Consider the following 17,841-nt stretch of genomic DNA (forward strand, 5'->3'; position numbering starts at 1 on the left):
TGACATTCGACGTCTATTTGACTTAGCACGCGAGCCTTCCTAACGGATGAGTGGCGTAGCATTATGGGCGGCAAGTCGTGTAAACCAGTGTGGGACAAGGCCTAGATGCGATTAAGAGTGTCCGGAAAGGGGCTGATCGGCGTCGATATCACCTCGGCGACCGTCAAGCTCATCGAGCTTCGGCAGACCGGTAACCGTTATCAGGTGGATAGCTACGCGGTCCGCCCGTTGCGAGAAGGCGCGGTTGTCGAGCGGCGCATCCGTGACAAGGATGAGGTGGTCGATGCGCTGACGCGTGCCGTACAGCAAGCTCGGCCCACCTCGCGCAATGTGGCCGTGGCCGTTCCGTCCAGTGCGGCTATCACCAAGACGCTCACGTTGCCCGCTTCGTTGAATGACGATGAAATCGAGGCGCGTATCGAGCTCGAATCAGACAAGCATATTCCCTTTCCGTTCAGTGAAGTCGCCTTCGATTTCCAGCGACTGGGCCTCAATGCCCGCTACGGTGACCAGCAGGACATCCTGCTGGTCGCCTGTCGCCAGCAGGATGTCAGCCAGCTCACCGATGTCTTGCTGCAGACCGGCTTGACCCCCGCGGCAGTGGATGTGGAATCGTTCGCGATGGAGCGGGGCTTTACCGAGCTGCGTCACCAGCTGCCGGATGCCAGCGGTCAAGAGGACTGTGTGGCGCTAGTGGACATCGGCGCTAACATGAATGCTTTTCATGTGCTTCGCGAGGGACGCATTGTCTATAGCCGAGATACCGTTTTCGGTGGCCGCCAGTTGACCGATGAGATTCGCAATCGCTATGGCTTGACACTCGAGGAGGCGGGGCTTGCCAAGAAACGTGGGGGCTTGCCCGAGGATTATCAACTCAGCGTGCTCGACCCTTTCCTCGATACCCTCGTGCAGCAGGTCGGTCGCTCGCTGCAGCTCTACTACACGGCGGGACGCAAGCTTGAGGTCAAGCGCATGGTACTGGCGGGTGGGTCCAGTGTGATTCCCGGCCTGGCCGAACGCCTGGCCCAGGAAAGCGGCATGGACGTCGTGACTGCCAATCCGCTGCAGCGCATGAAGGTCAGCGCGCACATCGACGTGCAGACCCTGGCAGGCGATGCGCCGGCCATGATGACGGCGTGCGGCCTGGCGATGAGGTCACGCTCATGACCATCGACATCAATCTCCTGCCCTGGCGAGAAGAGCAGCGCGGGCGGCGTAGCCGACGGTTCTACCTGACGCTTGGACTGATGGCACTGCTCGGGCTCGGTGGCGGCTACGCCATGAGCCGCTATTACGCTCACCAGTATGAGGCCCAGCAACAACGTAATGCTCATGTCCGGCAGGAGACCCGTCAGCTTGACAGCGCGCTCCTCGAGCTCGACGAGCTCGAGTCGGTACGCGAGCAGATGCTGGAGCAGGTCGAGATATTCACGAACTTGCAGCTGGGGCGCGCCCAGACCGTGCATGTGTTCAGCGATCTGGTCACGAGCCTGGTCGACGGGGTTCGCTATACCAGCCTGCGTCGCCAGGGGGGTAACCTGAGTCTCTCGGGCCTGGCAGATAACAATCGGCAGGTCTCCGATCAGTTGCGTGGGCTGGATGCGGCGGCGTCATTATCCGAGCCGTCGCTTTCCGAAGTGGAGGCACAGGAAGGGGGGGAGCGCCGCAGCTTCAGTCTGAGCGTCAGCCAGCAAATGCCCGAGAGTGGCTCGGATGCCACGGAGGAATCGCCATGAGCCTCAAGGGCGAACTGCGCAGGCTGCGCGAGCTCGATTGGCGCGAACTGGATATCAAGGAGTCCGGCAGCTGGCCGTGGTCATTGCAGACCCTCTGTTGCCTGCTGGTGCTGGGCCTGACCTTCTTCGCGCTGCACTGGTATCTGGCCCTCCCCAAGGCCGAACAGCTCGATCAAGCGCGCGCCGAAGAACATGGCCTGCTGGAAGGCTATCGCAGCAAGGCGGCGCAAGCCGCCAATCTGCCGGTGATGCGCGAGCAGATGGAGAGTCTCGAATCACGCATGGGAACGCTGCGCGAAATGCTGCCGACCGGTGCCGAGGTGCCCTCCCTGATCGACAACATCAGCGAGACCGCGATCGAGCATCAGCTCACGATCGATTTCATTCGGCTGCGCAGCACGGTGGCACAGGATTACTACATCGAGCAGCCCTTCGACATTCAGGTTCAGGGCGATTACCACCGGGTAGCAGCCTTCCTGGCGGGTGTCGCGGGGTTATCACGCATCGTGACCCAGCATGATTTTACTCTCGAACCGCAGAACGGTGACGGCCAGCAGCTGCGGTTGTCGATGTTGGCCCGGACCTACAGTTACCGGCCCAGTGCGGAGGGCTCGCCATGAGCGCGACAGGCAAGCGTTGGCTGTTCGCCGGCGTGCTCGGCTTGCTGGGTGGCTGTAGCGACCCGCAGCTCGGCAGTCTCGATCGAGAGCTCACGGCAATCCGCAATGACCCCGGTAAGGTGCCGAAGGTGGTGCTGCCGGAAATTCCCGACTACGAGACCGTCGCCTATACCTTGGCCGACCAGCGTAGCCCGTTTCTTGCCCGATCGCGTCAAGACGGGGGTCCGACGCCGCACGACAGTGATCTGGCCCCCAATCCCGACCGGCCCAAGGACGTGCTGGAGGCCTATGCGCTCAGCGAGCTCGAGCTGGTCGGGACGCTGACGGTCGAGGGGCGGCCATCGGCCCTCGTGCGGGCGCCGAACGGTCAGGTACATCGTCTGACGACTGGCCAATACATGGGGCAGGATAACGGCCGGATCGTGACGATTACCGAGGCCTCCGTAGGACTGGTCGAAACCGTGCTGGATCAGAATACCTGGGTCGAGCGCAACCACACCTTAAAGCTGGAAGAATGACAACCAGCCTGTCGTCCCGCCCGGCACTCTGTGGACGACGCGGCAGCAGGGGAAGGCAACCATGACAGCAATGATGCGCGGATTCGCGACACTGGCGATGCTGGCGGTGTCCTCGTCCGCCTTGGCGGCGAGCACCCTGGACAATCTGGATTTTCGTCAGGGTAGCGGGGGAGAGCTCGAGGTCGATCTCGACTTCAGTGGCCCCATCCCCGAAGTCAGGGGGTATCGCCTCGATGACCCTGCGCGGTTGACCATTGACCTGGTCGATACCGCCAGCCGGCTGGAACAGCGGCGTTTCGAGTTGGGGATCGGCGGCGTCGAAGACGTGACCGCGCTGGAAGCCGGTTCCCGGACACGCCTGGTCTTTGCGCTGGAGGGCCCGCTGCCCTACAACACTCGGCAGCAGGGCGATCAGCTACAATTGGTCATCGGCGGGGCCGCCGGTAGCGCCCCGAGTCCTCAGAATGCGTCGGCTACCAGTGTGTCGGACGAGACGCGTACATCATCGGTTGCCGCCAGCGGTCCGAGCGTGGCCGATATCGATTTTCGCCGCGGTGAGGGGGGTGCCGGTCGGCTGGTGGTCACCTTCGACCGTGCCGGCGTTGACGCGCGAGTGCGCGAGAGCGGCGGCAATCGTATCGTTGCCGAACTGCGCGATGTCGAGCTGCCGGCATCGCTCGACCAGGTCTACGACGTCAGCGATTTTGGTACCCCGATCACGCGCGTCACGCCACGGGTTGGGCGTGATGGCGTGACGCTGGACATCGAGGGCAGCGGCGATTATGCCCTGGTGTCGACACAGAGCGGACGCCAGTTGACCATCGAGGCCCAGCCGGTCGCTCAGCAGGCCCGCGAGGAACGTGATCGCGAGCAGTTTTCCTACACCGGTGAGCGCATCACCCTCAATTTCCAGGACATCGAAGTGCGCTCGGTGCTGGCGATCATTGCCGACTTCACCGGCCTCAACCTGGTGGCGAGCGACAGCGTTACCGGCAGCGTCACGCTGAATCTCGAGGACGTTCCGTGGGACCAGGCGCTGGACTTGGTGCTAAAGAGCCATGGCCTGGCGAGCCGCCAGGAGGGCAATGTCATCGTGGTGGCGCCGGCCAGCGAGCTGGCCAGTCGAGAGCGCCAGGAGATCGAGTCACGTAACCAGATGGAGGACCTGGCGCCGCTCACCTCGGAGTATGTCCAGGTCAAGTACGCCAAGGCCGATTCACTGGCTCAGCTGCTGCGGGGTGGCGAAGGCTTCGGTCTGCTTTCCGAACGCGGCCGGGTGGCGGTGGATCAGCGCACCAATACCCTGTTGATTCAGGATACCGCCGAGCAGATCGACGAGATCATCGCCACCCTGGATCGTCTGGATATCGCCGTTAGGCAAGTGCAGATCGAGGCGCGCATCGTGATCGCCCGCGACAGCGCCACTCGGGAGTTGGGGGTCAATTGGGGGCTGTCGGGGAATCGTGAAGCGGGAAGTCGAGGCTTTAACCTTGGTGATGAAGCGTCAGGTAGTGGAGCAGCCTCGGGAGACGTCCCGCAGCAAGCCTTCTTCGACCCCGTGGCAGATGAGCTGGTGAATCGGCAGCGGGGGGGGCTGGCCGTCGACCTGGGCGGTGACGGGCGCAATAATCTGTCTTCCTTCGCCTTCGGCTACCTCTCCGGCGATATCCTGCTTGATCTCGAGTTGCGTGCCCTGGAGAGCGAGGGCAAGAGCCAGACCATCTCGCAGCCACGGGTGATCACCGCCAACCAGGGCACCGCCGTCATCAAGCAGGGCACGGAGATTCCCTATCAGGAAGCCGCCTCCAGCGGGGCGACCAATGTCGAGTTCAAGGAGGCCGTGCTGTCCTTGGAAGTGACACCACAGATCACCCCCGACAATCGCATCATCATGGACCTGGTCATCAACAACGATACCGTCGGTGAGCTCTTCAACGGTGTACCCTCGATTGACACCAACGAGATCACTACCCAAGTATTGGTGGATAACGGCGAGACCGTGGTGCTGGGCGGCATCCTCACCACCGAGGAGGTGCGCAGCCTGTTCAAGACACCCTTCCTGGGCGATCTGCCGGTGCTGGGCAACCTTTTCCGCTATACCGAGAACACCAACGATAAGGTAGAGTTGTTGGTATTCATTACCCCTCGAATCCTCGACGACAGTATGGCCATTCGCTGATGCAGGATTTACCCAACCTGATATTGATCGGCCCCATGGGAGCCGGAAAAAGCACCATCGGCCGCCTCTTGGCGGCCGAACTGTCACGTGATTTCCATGACAGCGATCACGAGATCCAGTCGCGCTGCGGCGCCGATATTCCGTGGATCTTCGATGTGGAGGGCGAGGCGGGGTTTCGCGACCGCGAAGCGCAGATGATCGACGAACTGACCCGCCTGCAGGGGGTGGTCATCGCCACCGGCGGCGGCGCCGTGCTGCGCAAGGCCAATCGCTGCCTCCTGAGCGAGCGAGGTACCGTGATCTATCTCTTTACCACTGTTGAGCAACAACTGCGTCGCACCGCCAAGGACCGCAACCGGCCGCTGCTTCAGCACCCCGACCGCGAGGCGGTGCTGCGCGAGATGTTCGCCCTGCGCGACCCGCTCTACCGGGCGACTGCCGATATTGTCGTGCGCACCGATCGTCGCGGCCCCCGCTCGGTGGTCAACGATATCGTTCGACGCGTCACCCGTCTGGTGGATCCCCTACAATGCAAGGCCTGACCATGACCGCAACCCCGCAGGCCCAGTGCACCCTTGAGGTAGCGCTGGGCGATCGCAGTTACCCCATTCACATCGGCCCCGGGCTGCTGGGCGACACGCGCTGGATCGCGCCACATCTGGCGGGAAAGCAGGTGATGATCGTCACCAACACGGTCGTGGCGCCGCTCTACCTCGAGCGCCTCAAGGCCGGCCTGGCGGATGATCTTGAGGTTTGCGAGGTCGTGTTGCCGGATGGCGAGGCGACCAAGAACCTGGCCCATGTCGAGCGCATCTGGGACGCGTTGCTCGATGCCGGTTTCAATCGTCGCTGCACCCTGATCGCCCTCGGCGGCGGCGTGATCGGTGACATGACCGGCTTCGCCGCTGCCTGCTACCAGCGTGGCGTGGCCTTCGTGCAGGTGCCGACGACCCTGCTTGCGCAGGTGGATTCTTCCGTCGGTGGCAAGACCGGCGTCAATCACCCGCGCGGCAAGAACATGCTGGGCGCCTTCTGGCAGCCGCGTGCCGTGCTGGTCGACACCGACACCCTGGCGACGCTGCCGCCCAGCGAGCTTTCCGCCGGGCTTGCCGAGGTGATCAAGTACGGCCTGATCCGCGACGCCGATTTCCTGGGCTGGCTGGAAGAGGCCATGCCGGCGCTGCGCGGTCTGGATGTGGCCGCGCTGACCCAGGCCATCGAGCGCAGCTGCGCGATCAAGTCCGCCATCGTTGCCGAGGACGAAACCGAGCAGGGCGTGCGGGCGCTGCTCAACCTGGGTCATACCTTCGGTCATGCCATCGAGGCGCACCAGGGCTATGGCAACTGGCTGCACGGTGAAGCGGTAGGGGCCGGCATGCTGATGGCGGCAACGCTTTCGGCGCGCCTAGGCTGGCTCAGTGCCGCCGACGTGGCTCGGGTCGACGCGATTCTCGAGGCTGCCGGCCTGCCGCGAGAGGCGCCGAGCAGCATGGGAACCCAGGCCTTTCTGGGTCTCATGCGACGCGACAAGAAGAATCTCGATCATCGGCTGCGGTTGATTCTGCTACGCTCGCTCGGTGATGCCTGTATTCACGATGAGACGCCACACGGGACGCTGGTCGAATGCCTTGAAGCGTTTCCGCGTAACTGAGGTCAAGCTGAGGTCGAGCCGGCTCCTGATACCATGACGCCCACCTTCGAGTGGGCGTCCTCGTGTCATGGCGGGTGTCATGACCTCACGCATGCGCATGCCTCATGCAGGATCGGCATGGGGTTGGGCGCTATATCTAGACGAAAGTCTAGCATGAGGGGGCGGCCAAGCGTTACGTGCCAGGCTCGCTGCAAGTCGTTGACCTGAAGAGGGTTTTTTCTTGCATCTAAGTGCAAGTCGCGGATTTGCAGCGGATTTCCCCTGCGTGACTTAGGCTGGATATTGCGTGGAGGGCCAGGAGTTGGCTATGCTGGTCGGCCTTTTGCCTTGCAGCCGACATGAGTTTTATTGTCACCATAAAATAAGATTAACCTACTAGCATATCACTTATCCGCTGCTATTAAAATACCCCATCGCGAGGCACGCTCATGAACAGAGGTCTCCATCATCCCGGTGAGTTCCGTGACAACTGCGGGTTCGGCCTGATCGCCCATATGCAGGGCGAGGCGAGTCATGATCTGCTCAAGACGGCGATCGAATCGCTTACCTGCATGACCCATCGCGGCGGTATCGCGGCCGATGGCAAGACAGGCGACGGCTGCGGGCTGCTGCTGCAAATGCCCGATGCTTTCATGCGCCATGCGGCCCGGGAGGCACTCGATGTCGAGTTGGGTGAGCGCTATGCCGTGGGCGTGGTGTTTCTACCCGACGACGATGCCCGAGAGGGGCGTGGACGCGAGGCCCTGGACGCCGAGCTGGCACAGCGCGGTCTGGTGGTGCATGGCTGGCGCGATGTGCCGGTTGACCCTAGCGTGTGCGGTCCCATGGCGCTGGAATGCCTGCCGCGCATTCGCCAGCTGTTCGTCGGCCCTGCCGAGGGCGGTGAGGCCAGTTTCGATGTCGATCTGTTCATGGCCCGCCGGCGCGCCGAGCAGACGCTGAGCGATGATGAGGACTTCTACGTCAGCTCGCTCTCCTCCGAGGTAGTGTCTTACAAGGGGCTGATGATGCCGGTGGATCTACCGGCCTTCTATCCGGATCTCGGCGACGAGCGCATGGAAACCGCCATTTGTGTCTTCCATCAGCGCTTCTCGACCAACACCGCACCGCGTTGGCCGTTGGCTCAGCCGTTTCGCCTGCTTGCCCACAATGGTGAGATCAACACCATCGAGGCCAACCGTGGATGGGCGAATTCACGCAAGACGAACTTTGCCAACGAGCGCTTGCCCGACATTGCCGAACTCGACGAGATCGTCAACACCACCGGCTCCGACTCCTCGAGTATGGACAATATGCTCGAAGTGCTGCTCACCGGCGGCATGGAGTTGCATCGTGCGGTGCGCCTGATGGTGCCGCCGGCCTGGCAGAACGTCGAGATCATGGACGGTGATCTGCGCGCCTTCTATGAATACAACTCCATGCACATGGAGCCATGGGACGGGCCGGCCGGGGTGGTGATGACCGATGGCCGTCAGGCGGTCTGCATGCTCGACCGCAACGGCCTGCGTCCGGCCCGTTGGGTGATCACCAACAACGGCTACATTACCCTGGCCTCGGAAATCGGTACCTATGGCTACAAGCCCGAGGATGTCGTGGCCAAGGGCCGTGTCGGTCCTGGCCAGATCCTGGCCGTCGATACCCAGACGGGTGAGGTGTTGCATACCTCCGATATCGATGAGCGGCTGAAGTCGGCCTTTCCCTACAAGCGCTGGCTGAAGCAGGAAGCTCAGTACCTGGAGTCAGCGCTGACCGAGCTTGCCAGCTTTCATAACATGAATGCCGACCAGCTCAACATGCAGCAGAAGATGTTCCAGGTTAGCTTCGAGGAGCGCGACGAGCTGCTGCGTCCCCTGGCCGAGAGCGGTCAGGAGGCAGTGGGCTCCATGGGGGACGATACGCCCATGGCCGTGTTGTCCGGCAAGCATCGCCTGTTGTCGGATTATTTCCGCCAGAAATTCGCCCAGGTCACCAATCCGGCTATCGATCCACTGCGCGAAGCGATCGTGATGTCGCTGGAGACCTGTATCGGCGCCGAACTCAATGTGTTCAAGGCGACACCCGAACACGCCCATCGAATCATCCTGACGACGCCCATCCTGTCACCGCGCAAGTTCGCTGCGCTGGTCAATCAGGACGACCCGGCATTCGTCAGCCACAGGCTGTCGCTGGGTTACGACCCTGAGGAGATGGGCCTCAAGAAGGCGCTTCTTGAGCTCTGCCGCCAGGCCGAACAGGCCGTGCACGACGGCAAGGTGATACTGGTGCTCTCTGATGCCGAGCTGCCCAAGGGGCAGCTGCCGATTCACGCGGCGTTGGCCGTCGGGGCAGTGCATCATCACCTGGGTCGTCTGGCGCTGCGCCCGCGATGCAACATCGTGGTCGAGACTGGCTATGCCCGCGACGCACACCAGATGGCGGTGCTGTTCGGTGTGGGTGTCACGGCGGTATATCCCTGGCTCGCCTATCAGGTCATGGCTGACATGCACCGTACCGGCGAGCTGGTGGGCAACCCGGCCGATGCCCGCGAGAACTACCGCAAGGGTCTGCAGAAGGGGCTGTTCAAGATTCTCTCCAAGATGGGAATCTCGACGCTGGCCTCCTATCGTGGCTCGCAGCTGTTCGAGGCGGTGGGGCTGTCATCGGAGGTGATGGACCTGTGCTTCACCGGCATGGCCTCGCGTATCCAGGGTGCCGGCTTCAGCGAATTGCAGCTGCAGCAGGAGTTGCTGGCGCGCGATGCCTGGTCGCCCCGCAAGGGCATCGCCCAGGGTGGGTTCTTCAAGTACGTCCACGGTCACGAGTATCATGCCTACAACCCCGATGTGATCATGACACTGCAAGAGGCGGTTCAGGAGGGCGACTACGCCAAGTGGAAGAAATTCGCCGCGCTGGTCAACGAGCGATCACCGGCCACGCTGCGCGACCTACTGGGCCTCAAGGCCGCCGATGAGCCGGTGCCGCTCGATGAAATCGAACCGGTCGAGGACCTGCTGCCGCGCTTCGATAGTGCCGGCATGAGCCTCGGCGCGCTGTCGCCCGAGGCCCATGAATCCCTGGCCCAGGCCATGAACGAGGCCGGTGGCCGCTCCAACTCGGGCGAGGGCGGGGAAGATCCTGCCCGTTACGGCACTGTCCGCTCCTCCAAGATCAAGCAGATCGCCTCCGGGCGCTTCGGCGTCACGCCGCATTACCTGGTCAACGCGGAGGTGCTGCAGATCAAGGTGGCCCAGGGCGCCAAGCCCGGTGAGGGCGGCCAGCTGCCGGGTGGCAAGGTCAATGAGCTGATCGCCCGCCTGCGCTACGCGGTCCCCGGTGTGACGCTGATCTCGCCGCCGCCGCATCACGACATCTACTCCATCGAGGATCTGGCGCAACTGATCTTCGACCTCAAGCAGGTCAACCCGGATGCCCAGGTCTCGGTCAAGCTGGTGTCCGAGCCCGGCATCGGCACCATCGCCACCGGCGTGGCCAAGGCCTACGCCGATCTGATCACGGTGTCGGGCTACGACGGCGGTACCGCGGCGAGCCCGCTGACCTCGATCAAGCATGCCGGCAGTCCCTGGGAGCTTGGCTTGCCCGAGGTTCACCAGGCACTGCGTATCAACGGCCTGCGCGACAAGATTCGCCTGCAGACCGATGGCGGCCTGAAGACCGGCCTCGACGTGGTCAAGGCGGCCATCCTCGGCGCGGAGAGCTTCGGCTTCGGCACCGCACCGATGGTGGCGCTGGGCTGCAAGTACCTGCGCATCTGTCATCTCAACAACTGTGCCACGGGTGTCGCCACTCAGAACGACTACCTGCGTGACGAGCATTTCCGGGGCACCGTCGACATGGTCAAGCACTACTTCCGCTTCATTGCCGATGAGGTTCGCGAGCTGATGTCGCTGCTGGGCGTGCGCCAGCTTACCGACCTGATTGGTCGCACCGACCTGCTGGAAGTGCTGGAGGGCATCACGCCTTCTCAGCGCAAGCTTGACCTGACGGACCTGCTGACCAACGACTTCGTGCCGGCCGAGGCGCCGCAATTCTGCCAGGTCAGCCGCAACGTCCCCCATGACCCGGGCGCCAAGAACCAGGAGGTGCTGGCGGCGATCAAGGACGCTATCGAGAACCGCTCGGGCGGCGAGTTCTCGTTCTCGATCACCAACTGCGACCGCTCCGTCGCGGCGCTGGCCTCCGGCGCGATCGCCAAGCGTTACGGTGAGGCGGGGCTCGAGGACGCACCGATCACCGCGCGCTTCACGGGCGTGGCCGGTCAGAGTTTCGGCGTCTGGAATGCCTGCGGCCTGAATCTGTATCTGGAAGGCGACGCCAACGACTATGTCGGCAAGGGCATGAATGGCGGCAAGGTAGTGATCGTGCCACCTTCGAATAGCCAGTTCGCCAGCCACGAGACGGCGATCGTCGGCAATACCTGCCTCTACGGCGCGACCGGCGGCAAGCTGTTTGCCGCGGGTACGGCGGGTGAGCGTTTCGGCGTACGTAATTCAGGGGCCGAGGCGGTGATCGAGGGCGCTGGCGATCATTGCTGTGAATACATGACCGGCGGCCTGGTCTGCGTGCTGGGCGAGTCCGGCGTGAACTTCGGGGCAGGGATGACCGGTGGTTTCGCCTACGTGATCGATGAGGACCGTACCTTCGTCGACAAGTACAACCATGAACTGGTGGAGATCCACCGCATCAACACCGAGGTCATGGAGGCCCACCGGCGTCATCTACGGGAGTTGATCGAGGAGTTCGTGGTCGAGACTGGCTCGGCGCGTGGCAAGATGATCCTCGAAGACTTCAGCGACTTCATCCGCCATTTCTGGCTGGTGAAGCCCAAGGCGGCCAGTCTCAACGGCCTGCTTGCCGAATCCCGGCGGCGGCCGGAATGAGCCCCGCAGGCGTCCCGAGACAGCCAAGTGAGAGGAACAGAGACCATGGCTAACCGTCTTAGCAACGATTTTCAGTTTATCGACGTGGGTCGTCAGGACCCCAAGAAGAAAGAGGCACGCACCCGCACCAAGGAGTTCGCCGAGATCTACGAACCCTACAAGCCTCAGGAGGCGGCCAGTCAGGCGCATCGCTGCCTGCACTGTGGTAACCCCTACTGCGAGTGGAAGTGCCCGGTGCACAACTATATTCCCAACTGGCTGCAGCTGGTCAGTGAGGGCAACATACTGGAAGCCGCAGAGCTGTCGCACAAGACCAACACACTGCCTGAGGTCTGCGGGCGGGTGTGCCCCCAGGATCGCCTCTGCGAGGGTGACTGTACCCTCAACGACGGTTTCGGTGCGGTCACCATCGGGTCGGTGGAGAAGTACATCACCGATACCGCCTTCGCCATGGGTTGGCGGCCCGACATGTCCAAGGTCAGCTGGACCGACAAGAAGGTCGCGGTCATCGGCGCCGGTCCTGCTGGACTCGGCTGCGCCGACATCCTGGTACGTAACGGCGTCAAGCCGGTGATATTCGACAAGTATCCGGAAATCGGCGGCCTGCTGACCTTCGGCATTCCCGAGTTCAAGCTCGAGAAGATGGTCATGGAGCGCCGTCGGGCGGTATTCGAGGAAATGGGTATGGAGTTTCGCCTCAATACCGAGATCGGCCGCGACATCGAGTTCGCCTCGCTGCTTGAAGAGTACGATGCCGTCTTCCTGGGAATGGGGACCTACAAGGCAATGCAGGGGGGCTTCCCGGGTGAAGACCTGCCGGGCGTACACCGGGCGCTCGATTTCTTGATCGCCAACGTCAATCACTGTCTGGGCTTCGAGAAGAATCCGGAGGACTACATTTCCTTCAAGGGTCAGCGGGTCGTGGTTTTGGGGGGTGGCGATACCGCCATGGACTGTAACCGTACCTCGATTCGCCAGGGCGCCAGGAGCGTGACTTGTGCCTATCGCCGCGACGAACAGAACATGCCGGGTTCGCGCCGTGAGGTGGCCAACGCTCGCGAAGAAGGGGTGGAGTTTCTGTTCAATCGCCAGCCGGTCGCCGTGATGGGCGAAGGCAAGGTCGAGGGCGTAAAGGTGGTGCGCACGCGTCTCGGTGAGCCCGATGAGAATGGCCGTCAGCGGCCCGAGGTGGTGCCGGGCTCCGAGGAAGTGATCCCGGCCGATGCGGTGGTCGTCGCTTTCGGTTTCCAGGCAACGGATATCGACTGGCTGGCGCCCAATCAGGTGGACGTGAACGAGCGTGGCCTGATCAAGGCGCCAGAGCATGGCAGCTTCGCCTTCCAGACCAGCAACGAGAAGGTTTTTGCCGGCGGCGATATGGTGCGCGGCTCCGACCTGGTAGTCACCGCCATCTACGAGGGACGCCAGGCTGGCGAAGGCATCCTCGACTATCTCGAGGTCTAGTCGTCAATTGAGCCATTGGTCGTAACCTGCTAGTCTGTCGACCCATCCGGGCGCGGCTTTCTGACGCGCCCACCGATCACGTTTCGACAGGTTTCCCCATGACACGATATATCTTCGTGACCGGCGGCGTTGTGTCTTCGCTCGGCAAGGGCATCGCGTCGGCCTCGCTGGCGGCGATTCTCGAGGCGCGTGGCCTCAAGGTCACCATGCTCAAGCTCGACCCGTACATCAACGTGGACCCGGGCACCATGAGCCCCTTCCAGCACGGCGAGGTATTCGTCACTGAGGATGGCGCCGAGACCGATCTCGACCTGGGGCATTACGAACGCTTCATTCGCACCAAGATGACGCAGGGCAACAATTTCACCACGGGGCGCGTCTACGAAAACGTGTTGCGCAAGGAGCGGCGCGGCGACTACCTCGGCGGCACCGTGCAGGTGATTCCGCACATCACCGACGAGATCAAGCGTCGCGTCTATGCCGGCGGCGAGGGCTTCGATGTCGCCCTGGTGGAAATCGGCGGAACCGTGGGTGATATCGAGTCGTTGCCGTTCCTGGAATCGATCCGCCAGATCCGCAGCGAATTGGGCGCCAGTCGAGCGATCTTCATGCACCTGACGCTGGTCCCCTACATCAAGACCGCCGGCGAAACCAAGACCAAGCCGACCCAGCACAGCGTCAAGGAACTGCGCTCCATCGGCATCCAGCCAGACATCCTGATCTGTCGCAGCGAAGTCGAACTCGAGGAAACCGAGCGGCGCAAGATTGCGCTTTTCACCAACGTCGAGGAGCGTGCCGTCATCCCTTTGCAGGATGCCGATACCATCTATCGCATTCCGCTGATGCTACACGAGCAGGGCCTGGACGAGATCGTCTGCGACAAGTTGCGCCTGGAAGCCGATGAAGCCGACCTCGCGGAATGGGTGAAGGTGCTCGACGCCAAGCTAAACCCGCTCAAGTCGATCAACATCGCCATGGTCGGCAAGTACATGGAGTTGCTCGACGCCTACAAGTCGCTCAATGAAGCGCTGATTCATGCCGGTATCCAGACCCGTATGAAGGTCAATGTCGACTATATCGATTCCGAGGACATCGAGCACCACGGCCCCGAGCGCCTGGCCGGCAAGGACGCCATCCTGGTCCCCGGTGGTTTTGGTGAGCGTGGTGTCGAAGGCAAGATCGCGACGGCGCGTTACGCCCGTGAAAACGGCATCCCCTACCTGGGTATCTGCCTGGGCATGCAGGTGGCGGTGATCGAGTTCGCTCGCCACAAAGCCGGTTGGATCGATGCCGACTCGACGGAGTTCACCCACGATACCCAGCACCCGGTGGTAGGGCTGATCTCCGAATGGCTCACCCCCGAGGGTAAGATCGAGCTGCGCGATGCTGCCTCGGATCTCGGTGGCACCATGCGCCTGGGCGGTCAGGTCTGTCATCTCAAGGAGGGCACCAAGGCGCGTGCAGCCTATGGCGCCGACGAGATCATCGAGCGCCATCGCCATCGTTACGAGGTCAACGACCAGTTCATCGGCGATCTGGAAAAAGCCGGACTGGTCGTCTGCGGCAGAAGCGTCGACAATTCATTGGTGGAGATGGTCGAGCTGCCGGATCATCCATGGTTCGTGGCTTGCCAGTTTCATCCTGAATTCACCTCCACACCGCGCGATGGTCATCCGCTGTTCACCGGCTTCGTCAATGCGGCGCTGGAACACAAGACGGCGCGTATCCGCGCTTATAACGTTCATCAGGAGTGAGGTCGATGTCTGTGATCAGCGAGTCCGCATCCGAACGCCATATCTCAGAGCGTCATATATCAGTTGCCGGCCTTAGGGCCGGCAATTCCTTGCCGCTGATGCTGCTTGGCGGCATGAACGTGCTGGAGTCCCGGGAGATGGCTCTCGAGGTTGCCGAGACCTATGTCGAGGTGACTGGCCGCCTGGGTATTCCCTTCGTCTTCAAGGCGAGCTTCGATAAGGCCAATCGCAGCTCCATTCACTCCTTCCGCGGCCCCGGTCTAGAGAAGGGGTTGGCGATTCTTGCCGAGGTGAAAAATCGTTACGGCGTTCCCGTCATCACCGACGTGCACGAGCCCTGGCAGGCCGAACCCGTCGCCGAGGTGGCCGACATCATTCAGCTGCCGGCCTTTCTGGCCCGCCAGACCGATCTGGTAATTGCCCTCGCCGAGACCGGGGCGGTCATCAACATCAAGAAACCACAGTTCCTGGCGCCGCATGAAATGCGTCACATCATTCGTAAGTGCGAAGAGGCGGGAAATCAACGGTTGTTGCTTTGCGAACGCGGCAGCAGCTTTGGGTATAACAATCTGGTGGTTGATATGCTCGGCTTTGGTGATATGAAGCAGACGGGCTACCCTGTTTTTTTCGATGTCACGCATTCGCTCCAGCGACCCGGTGGGCGCGCCGACAGCGCCGGTGGACGCCGGACCCAGGTCGCCGAACTGGCGCGGGCGGGAGTCGCCGTGGGGCTGGCGGGTCTGTTCCTGGAGGCGCATCCTGATCCGGACAATGCCAAGTGCGACGGGCCCTGCGCGTTGCCGCTGAGCCGTCTAGAGCCTTTCCTGTCGCAGCTCAAGGCGATCGATGACCTGGTGAAAGGATTTGCCCCGCTGGAGATTGCTTGATTCACACGCTGGTACAACAAGAGGTAACGTTCCAATGACCAAGATCGTCGAACTCCGCGCACTTGAGGTGCTCGATTCGCGTGGTAATCCCACTGTCCAGGCTGAAGTTCACCTTGAAAGCGGTGCCAGCGGTGTGGCGTGCGCGCCAAGCGGCGCTTCCACTGGCTCCCGTGAGGCCCTGGAATTGCGCGATGGCGACAAGACTCGCTACCTTGGCAAGGGGGTGCTGAAGGCCGTCGAAGCCGTCAACGGCCCCATTCGTGATCGTCTCGTCGGCATGGACGCCAGTGATCAACGCGGCCTGGATAACGCCATGCTCGACCTTGACGGTACCGATAACAAGGCCAAGCTGGGGGCGAATGCTATCCTGGCGGTGTCGCTGGCGGCGGCCAAGGCCGCGGCCGTGGCAAAGAAGGTGCCACTCTATGCGCACATCGCGGACCTCTATGGTCAGCCGGGCCAGTACCTGTTGCCGGTGCCGATGATGAATATCCTCAATGGCGGCGAACACGCCGACAATAACGTCGACATCCAGGAGTTCATGATCCAGCCGGTGGGCGCACCGAATTTCCGTGAGGCCCTGCGCATGGGGGCCGAGATATTCCATGCGCTCAAGAAGGTTCTCTCGGCCCGCGGCTTGTCCACTTCTGTGGGTGACGAGGGCGGCTTTGCCCCCAATCTGGCGTCCAACGCCGAGGCGTTGGCGGTCATCAAGCAGGCAGTGTCGGACGCCGGCTATACGCTTGACCACGACGTGACACTGGCGCTGGACTGTGCCTCCTCGGAGTTCTACCAGGACGGCGAGTACAACCTCTCCGGTGAGGGCAAGCGCTTCGTTGCCGAGGGGTTCGTCGACTACCTGGCCGAGCTTTGCGAGCAGTACCCCATCCTCTCGGTGGAAGACGGTATGGATGAGTCCGACTGGGCGGGCTGGAAGGCACTGACCGACAAGATCGGCGACAAGGTGCAGCTGGTGGGCGACGACCTGTTCGTCACCAACACCAAGATCCTCAAGCGCGGCATCGACGAGCAGATCGGCAATTCCATCCTGATCAAGTTCAACCAGATCGGCTCGCTCTCCGAAACCCTCGATGCCGTGCGCATGGCGCAGGATGCCGACTTCACCGCGGTGATCTCGCATCGCAGCGGCGAAACCGAAGACACCACCATTGCCGATCTGGCGGTGGGCACCTGCGCCGGCCAGATCAAGACCGGCTCGCTGTGTCGCTCGGACCGGGTGGCCAAGTACAACCGCCTGCTGGTCATCGAGCAGGAACTGGGGGATAACGTGAGCTACCCCGGGCGCTCCGCCATCAAGGGCCAATGAATTCACAGCATATTCATATTGGTAGGCGTCTTACGCTGTAAGAAGTTGACTATACGCAAGCTAAGAAATTGCCTCGAAGCTTGGCAGGAAGACCGGCGTCTTCGGCGTCGGTTTTTTTATGGTTATGATTTACCTCGTTTTTCTCGTTGGTCCCGCCAGCGGGCCTAGTGGGTTGACCGGGCTTGTTAGACTTGTGTTGCAGCGCAGCTCTGCCAGAATCGTCAAAGGACGAGGCAAGGCGTTTCGCGTCTTGCCGGCAGGATGCAACCGGATGCTGGCTGGCTCGGTGCGATAGAGGACGTCGTTCCCGAGCAGGGAATGGCCATAGGAACCGAGCGGAGGGACCCGCTCAAGGATCAGCTGGGAGCGGGCGGTCTGCGGACCGCCTTTTTTCGTTCTGCGCTGATCAGCATGAAAAGCGCATGACAGTGATTGCAGACAGGACGATGCTGAATGTCTCTCGATATTCGGCATCGTCGTGTCACGCCCTTGAGTTTACGGCGATCAGCGCTCCAAGTATTCGAGCTTGCCCGGCTTACCGTCCCACTCTTCGGCGTCTTCCAGCGGCTCTTGCTTCTCGCTGATGTTGGGCCATACCTCGGACAATTCGGCGTTGATCTCGATAAAGGGTTCCTGACCTTCGGGGAGTTCATCTTCCGAGAATATCGCTTCGGCGGGACACTCCGGTTCGCAGAGAGCACAGTCGATGCACTCGTCGGGATGTATCACCAGGAAGTTGGGCCCTTCGTAAAAGCAGTCCACCGGGCAGACCTCGACGCAATCGGTGTACTTGCATTTGATGCAGTTCTCGGTGACGACGAATGTCAT

13 protein-coding genes are annotated in these 17,841 nt (G+C 62.0%); 12 read left to right on the forward strand and 1 reads right to left on the reverse strand.

Features of this window, described 5'->3' with window-relative positions; genetic code table 11:
* Positions 1-105 precede the first annotated feature (105 nt).
* From KG088_RS05890 to eno, 12 genes are all read left to right on the forward strand, one after another.
* Positions 106-1,167 carry a pilus assembly protein PilM gene (locus KG088_RS05890; protein WP_213824568.1) on the forward strand — a complete coding sequence of 354 codons (1,062 nt, stop codon included), beginning with the start codon at positions 106-108 and terminating at the stop codon, positions 1,165-1,167.
* The gene (locus tag KG088_RS05895; protein ID WP_213824569.1) at positions 1,164-1,736 is read left to right on the forward strand and encodes a PilN domain-containing protein; all 573 of its coding nucleotides are present in this window, start codon (positions 1,164-1,166) and stop codon (positions 1,734-1,736) included. Before KG088_RS05890 ends, KG088_RS05895 begins: the two co-directional genes overlap by 4 nt.
* Entirely contained in the window at positions 1,733-2,356 is a 624-nt protein-coding gene (gene pilO, locus KG088_RS05900) for a type IV pilus inner membrane component PilO (RefSeq protein WP_213824570.1), read from the forward strand. Before KG088_RS05895 ends, pilO begins: the two co-directional genes overlap by 4 nt.
* Complete coding sequence (locus KG088_RS05905) at positions 2,353-2,874, forward strand: pilus assembly protein PilP (protein WP_213824571.1); 522 nt, start codon at positions 2,353-2,355, stop codon at positions 2,872-2,874. The genes pilO and KG088_RS05905 overlap by 4 nt, the downstream gene beginning before the upstream one ends.
* A 61-nt stretch (positions 2,875-2,935) precedes the next feature.
* Positions 2,936-5,053 carry a type IV pilus secretin PilQ gene (pilQ, locus tag KG088_RS05910; RefSeq protein ID WP_213824572.1) on the forward strand — a complete coding sequence of 706 codons (2,118 nt, stop codon included), beginning with the start codon at positions 2,936-2,938 and terminating at the stop codon, positions 5,051-5,053.
* Positions 5,053-5,595 (forward strand): shikimate kinase AroK, encoded by a 543-nt coding sequence (gene aroK / locus KG088_RS05915; RefSeq protein ID WP_213824573.1) that lies wholly within the window; start codon positions 5,053-5,055, stop codon positions 5,593-5,595. The genes pilQ and aroK overlap by 1 nt, the downstream gene beginning before the upstream one ends.
* Before the next feature lie 2 nt (positions 5,596-5,597).
* Complete coding sequence (gene aroB / locus KG088_RS05920) at positions 5,598-6,704, forward strand: 3-dehydroquinate synthase (RefSeq protein WP_213824605.1); 1,107 nt, start codon at positions 5,598-5,600, stop codon at positions 6,702-6,704.
* A 428-nt stretch (positions 6,705-7,132) separates the two neighbouring features.
* Complete coding sequence (gltB, locus tag KG088_RS05925) at positions 7,133-11,581, forward strand: glutamate synthase large subunit (protein ID WP_213824574.1); 4,449 nt, start codon at positions 7,133-7,135, stop codon at positions 11,579-11,581.
* A 45-nt stretch (positions 11,582-11,626) separates the two neighbouring features.
* The gene (locus KG088_RS05930; RefSeq protein WP_213824575.1) at positions 11,627-13,045 is read left to right on the forward strand and encodes an FAD-dependent oxidoreductase; all 1,419 of its coding nucleotides are present in this window, start codon (positions 11,627-11,629) and stop codon (positions 13,043-13,045) included.
* A gap of 98 nt (positions 13,046-13,143) precedes the next feature.
* Positions 13,144-14,799, forward strand: a complete 1,656-nt coding sequence (locus KG088_RS05935) for a CTP synthase (RefSeq protein ID WP_213824576.1) — start codon at positions 13,144-13,146, stop codon at positions 14,797-14,799.
* Between the two features lie 5 nt (positions 14,800-14,804).
* The gene (gene kdsA, locus KG088_RS05940; RefSeq protein WP_213824577.1) at positions 14,805-15,686 is read left to right on the forward strand and encodes a 3-deoxy-8-phosphooctulonate synthase; all 882 of its coding nucleotides are present in this window, start codon (positions 14,805-14,807) and stop codon (positions 15,684-15,686) included.
* Between the two features lie 34 nt (positions 15,687-15,720).
* Positions 15,721-17,013, forward strand: coding sequence for a phosphopyruvate hydratase (gene eno, locus KG088_RS05945; RefSeq protein ID WP_213824578.1), 1,293 nt, complete (start codon positions 15,721-15,723; stop codon positions 17,011-17,013).
* Positions 17,014-17,517: 504 nt separating this feature from the next.
* Here the strand turns inward: eno and fdxA are convergent.
* Positions 17,518-17,841: a ferredoxin FdxA gene (gene fdxA, locus KG088_RS05950; RefSeq protein ID WP_213824579.1), complete on the reverse strand. Its 324-nt coding sequence runs from the start codon at positions 17,839-17,841 to the stop codon at positions 17,518-17,520.

Origin of the sequence: Halomonas jincaotanensis, from assembly GCF_018448785.1 — a bacterium.
Lineage (GTDB): Bacteria > Pseudomonadota > Gammaproteobacteria > Pseudomonadales > Halomonadaceae > Halomonas > Halomonas jincaotanensis.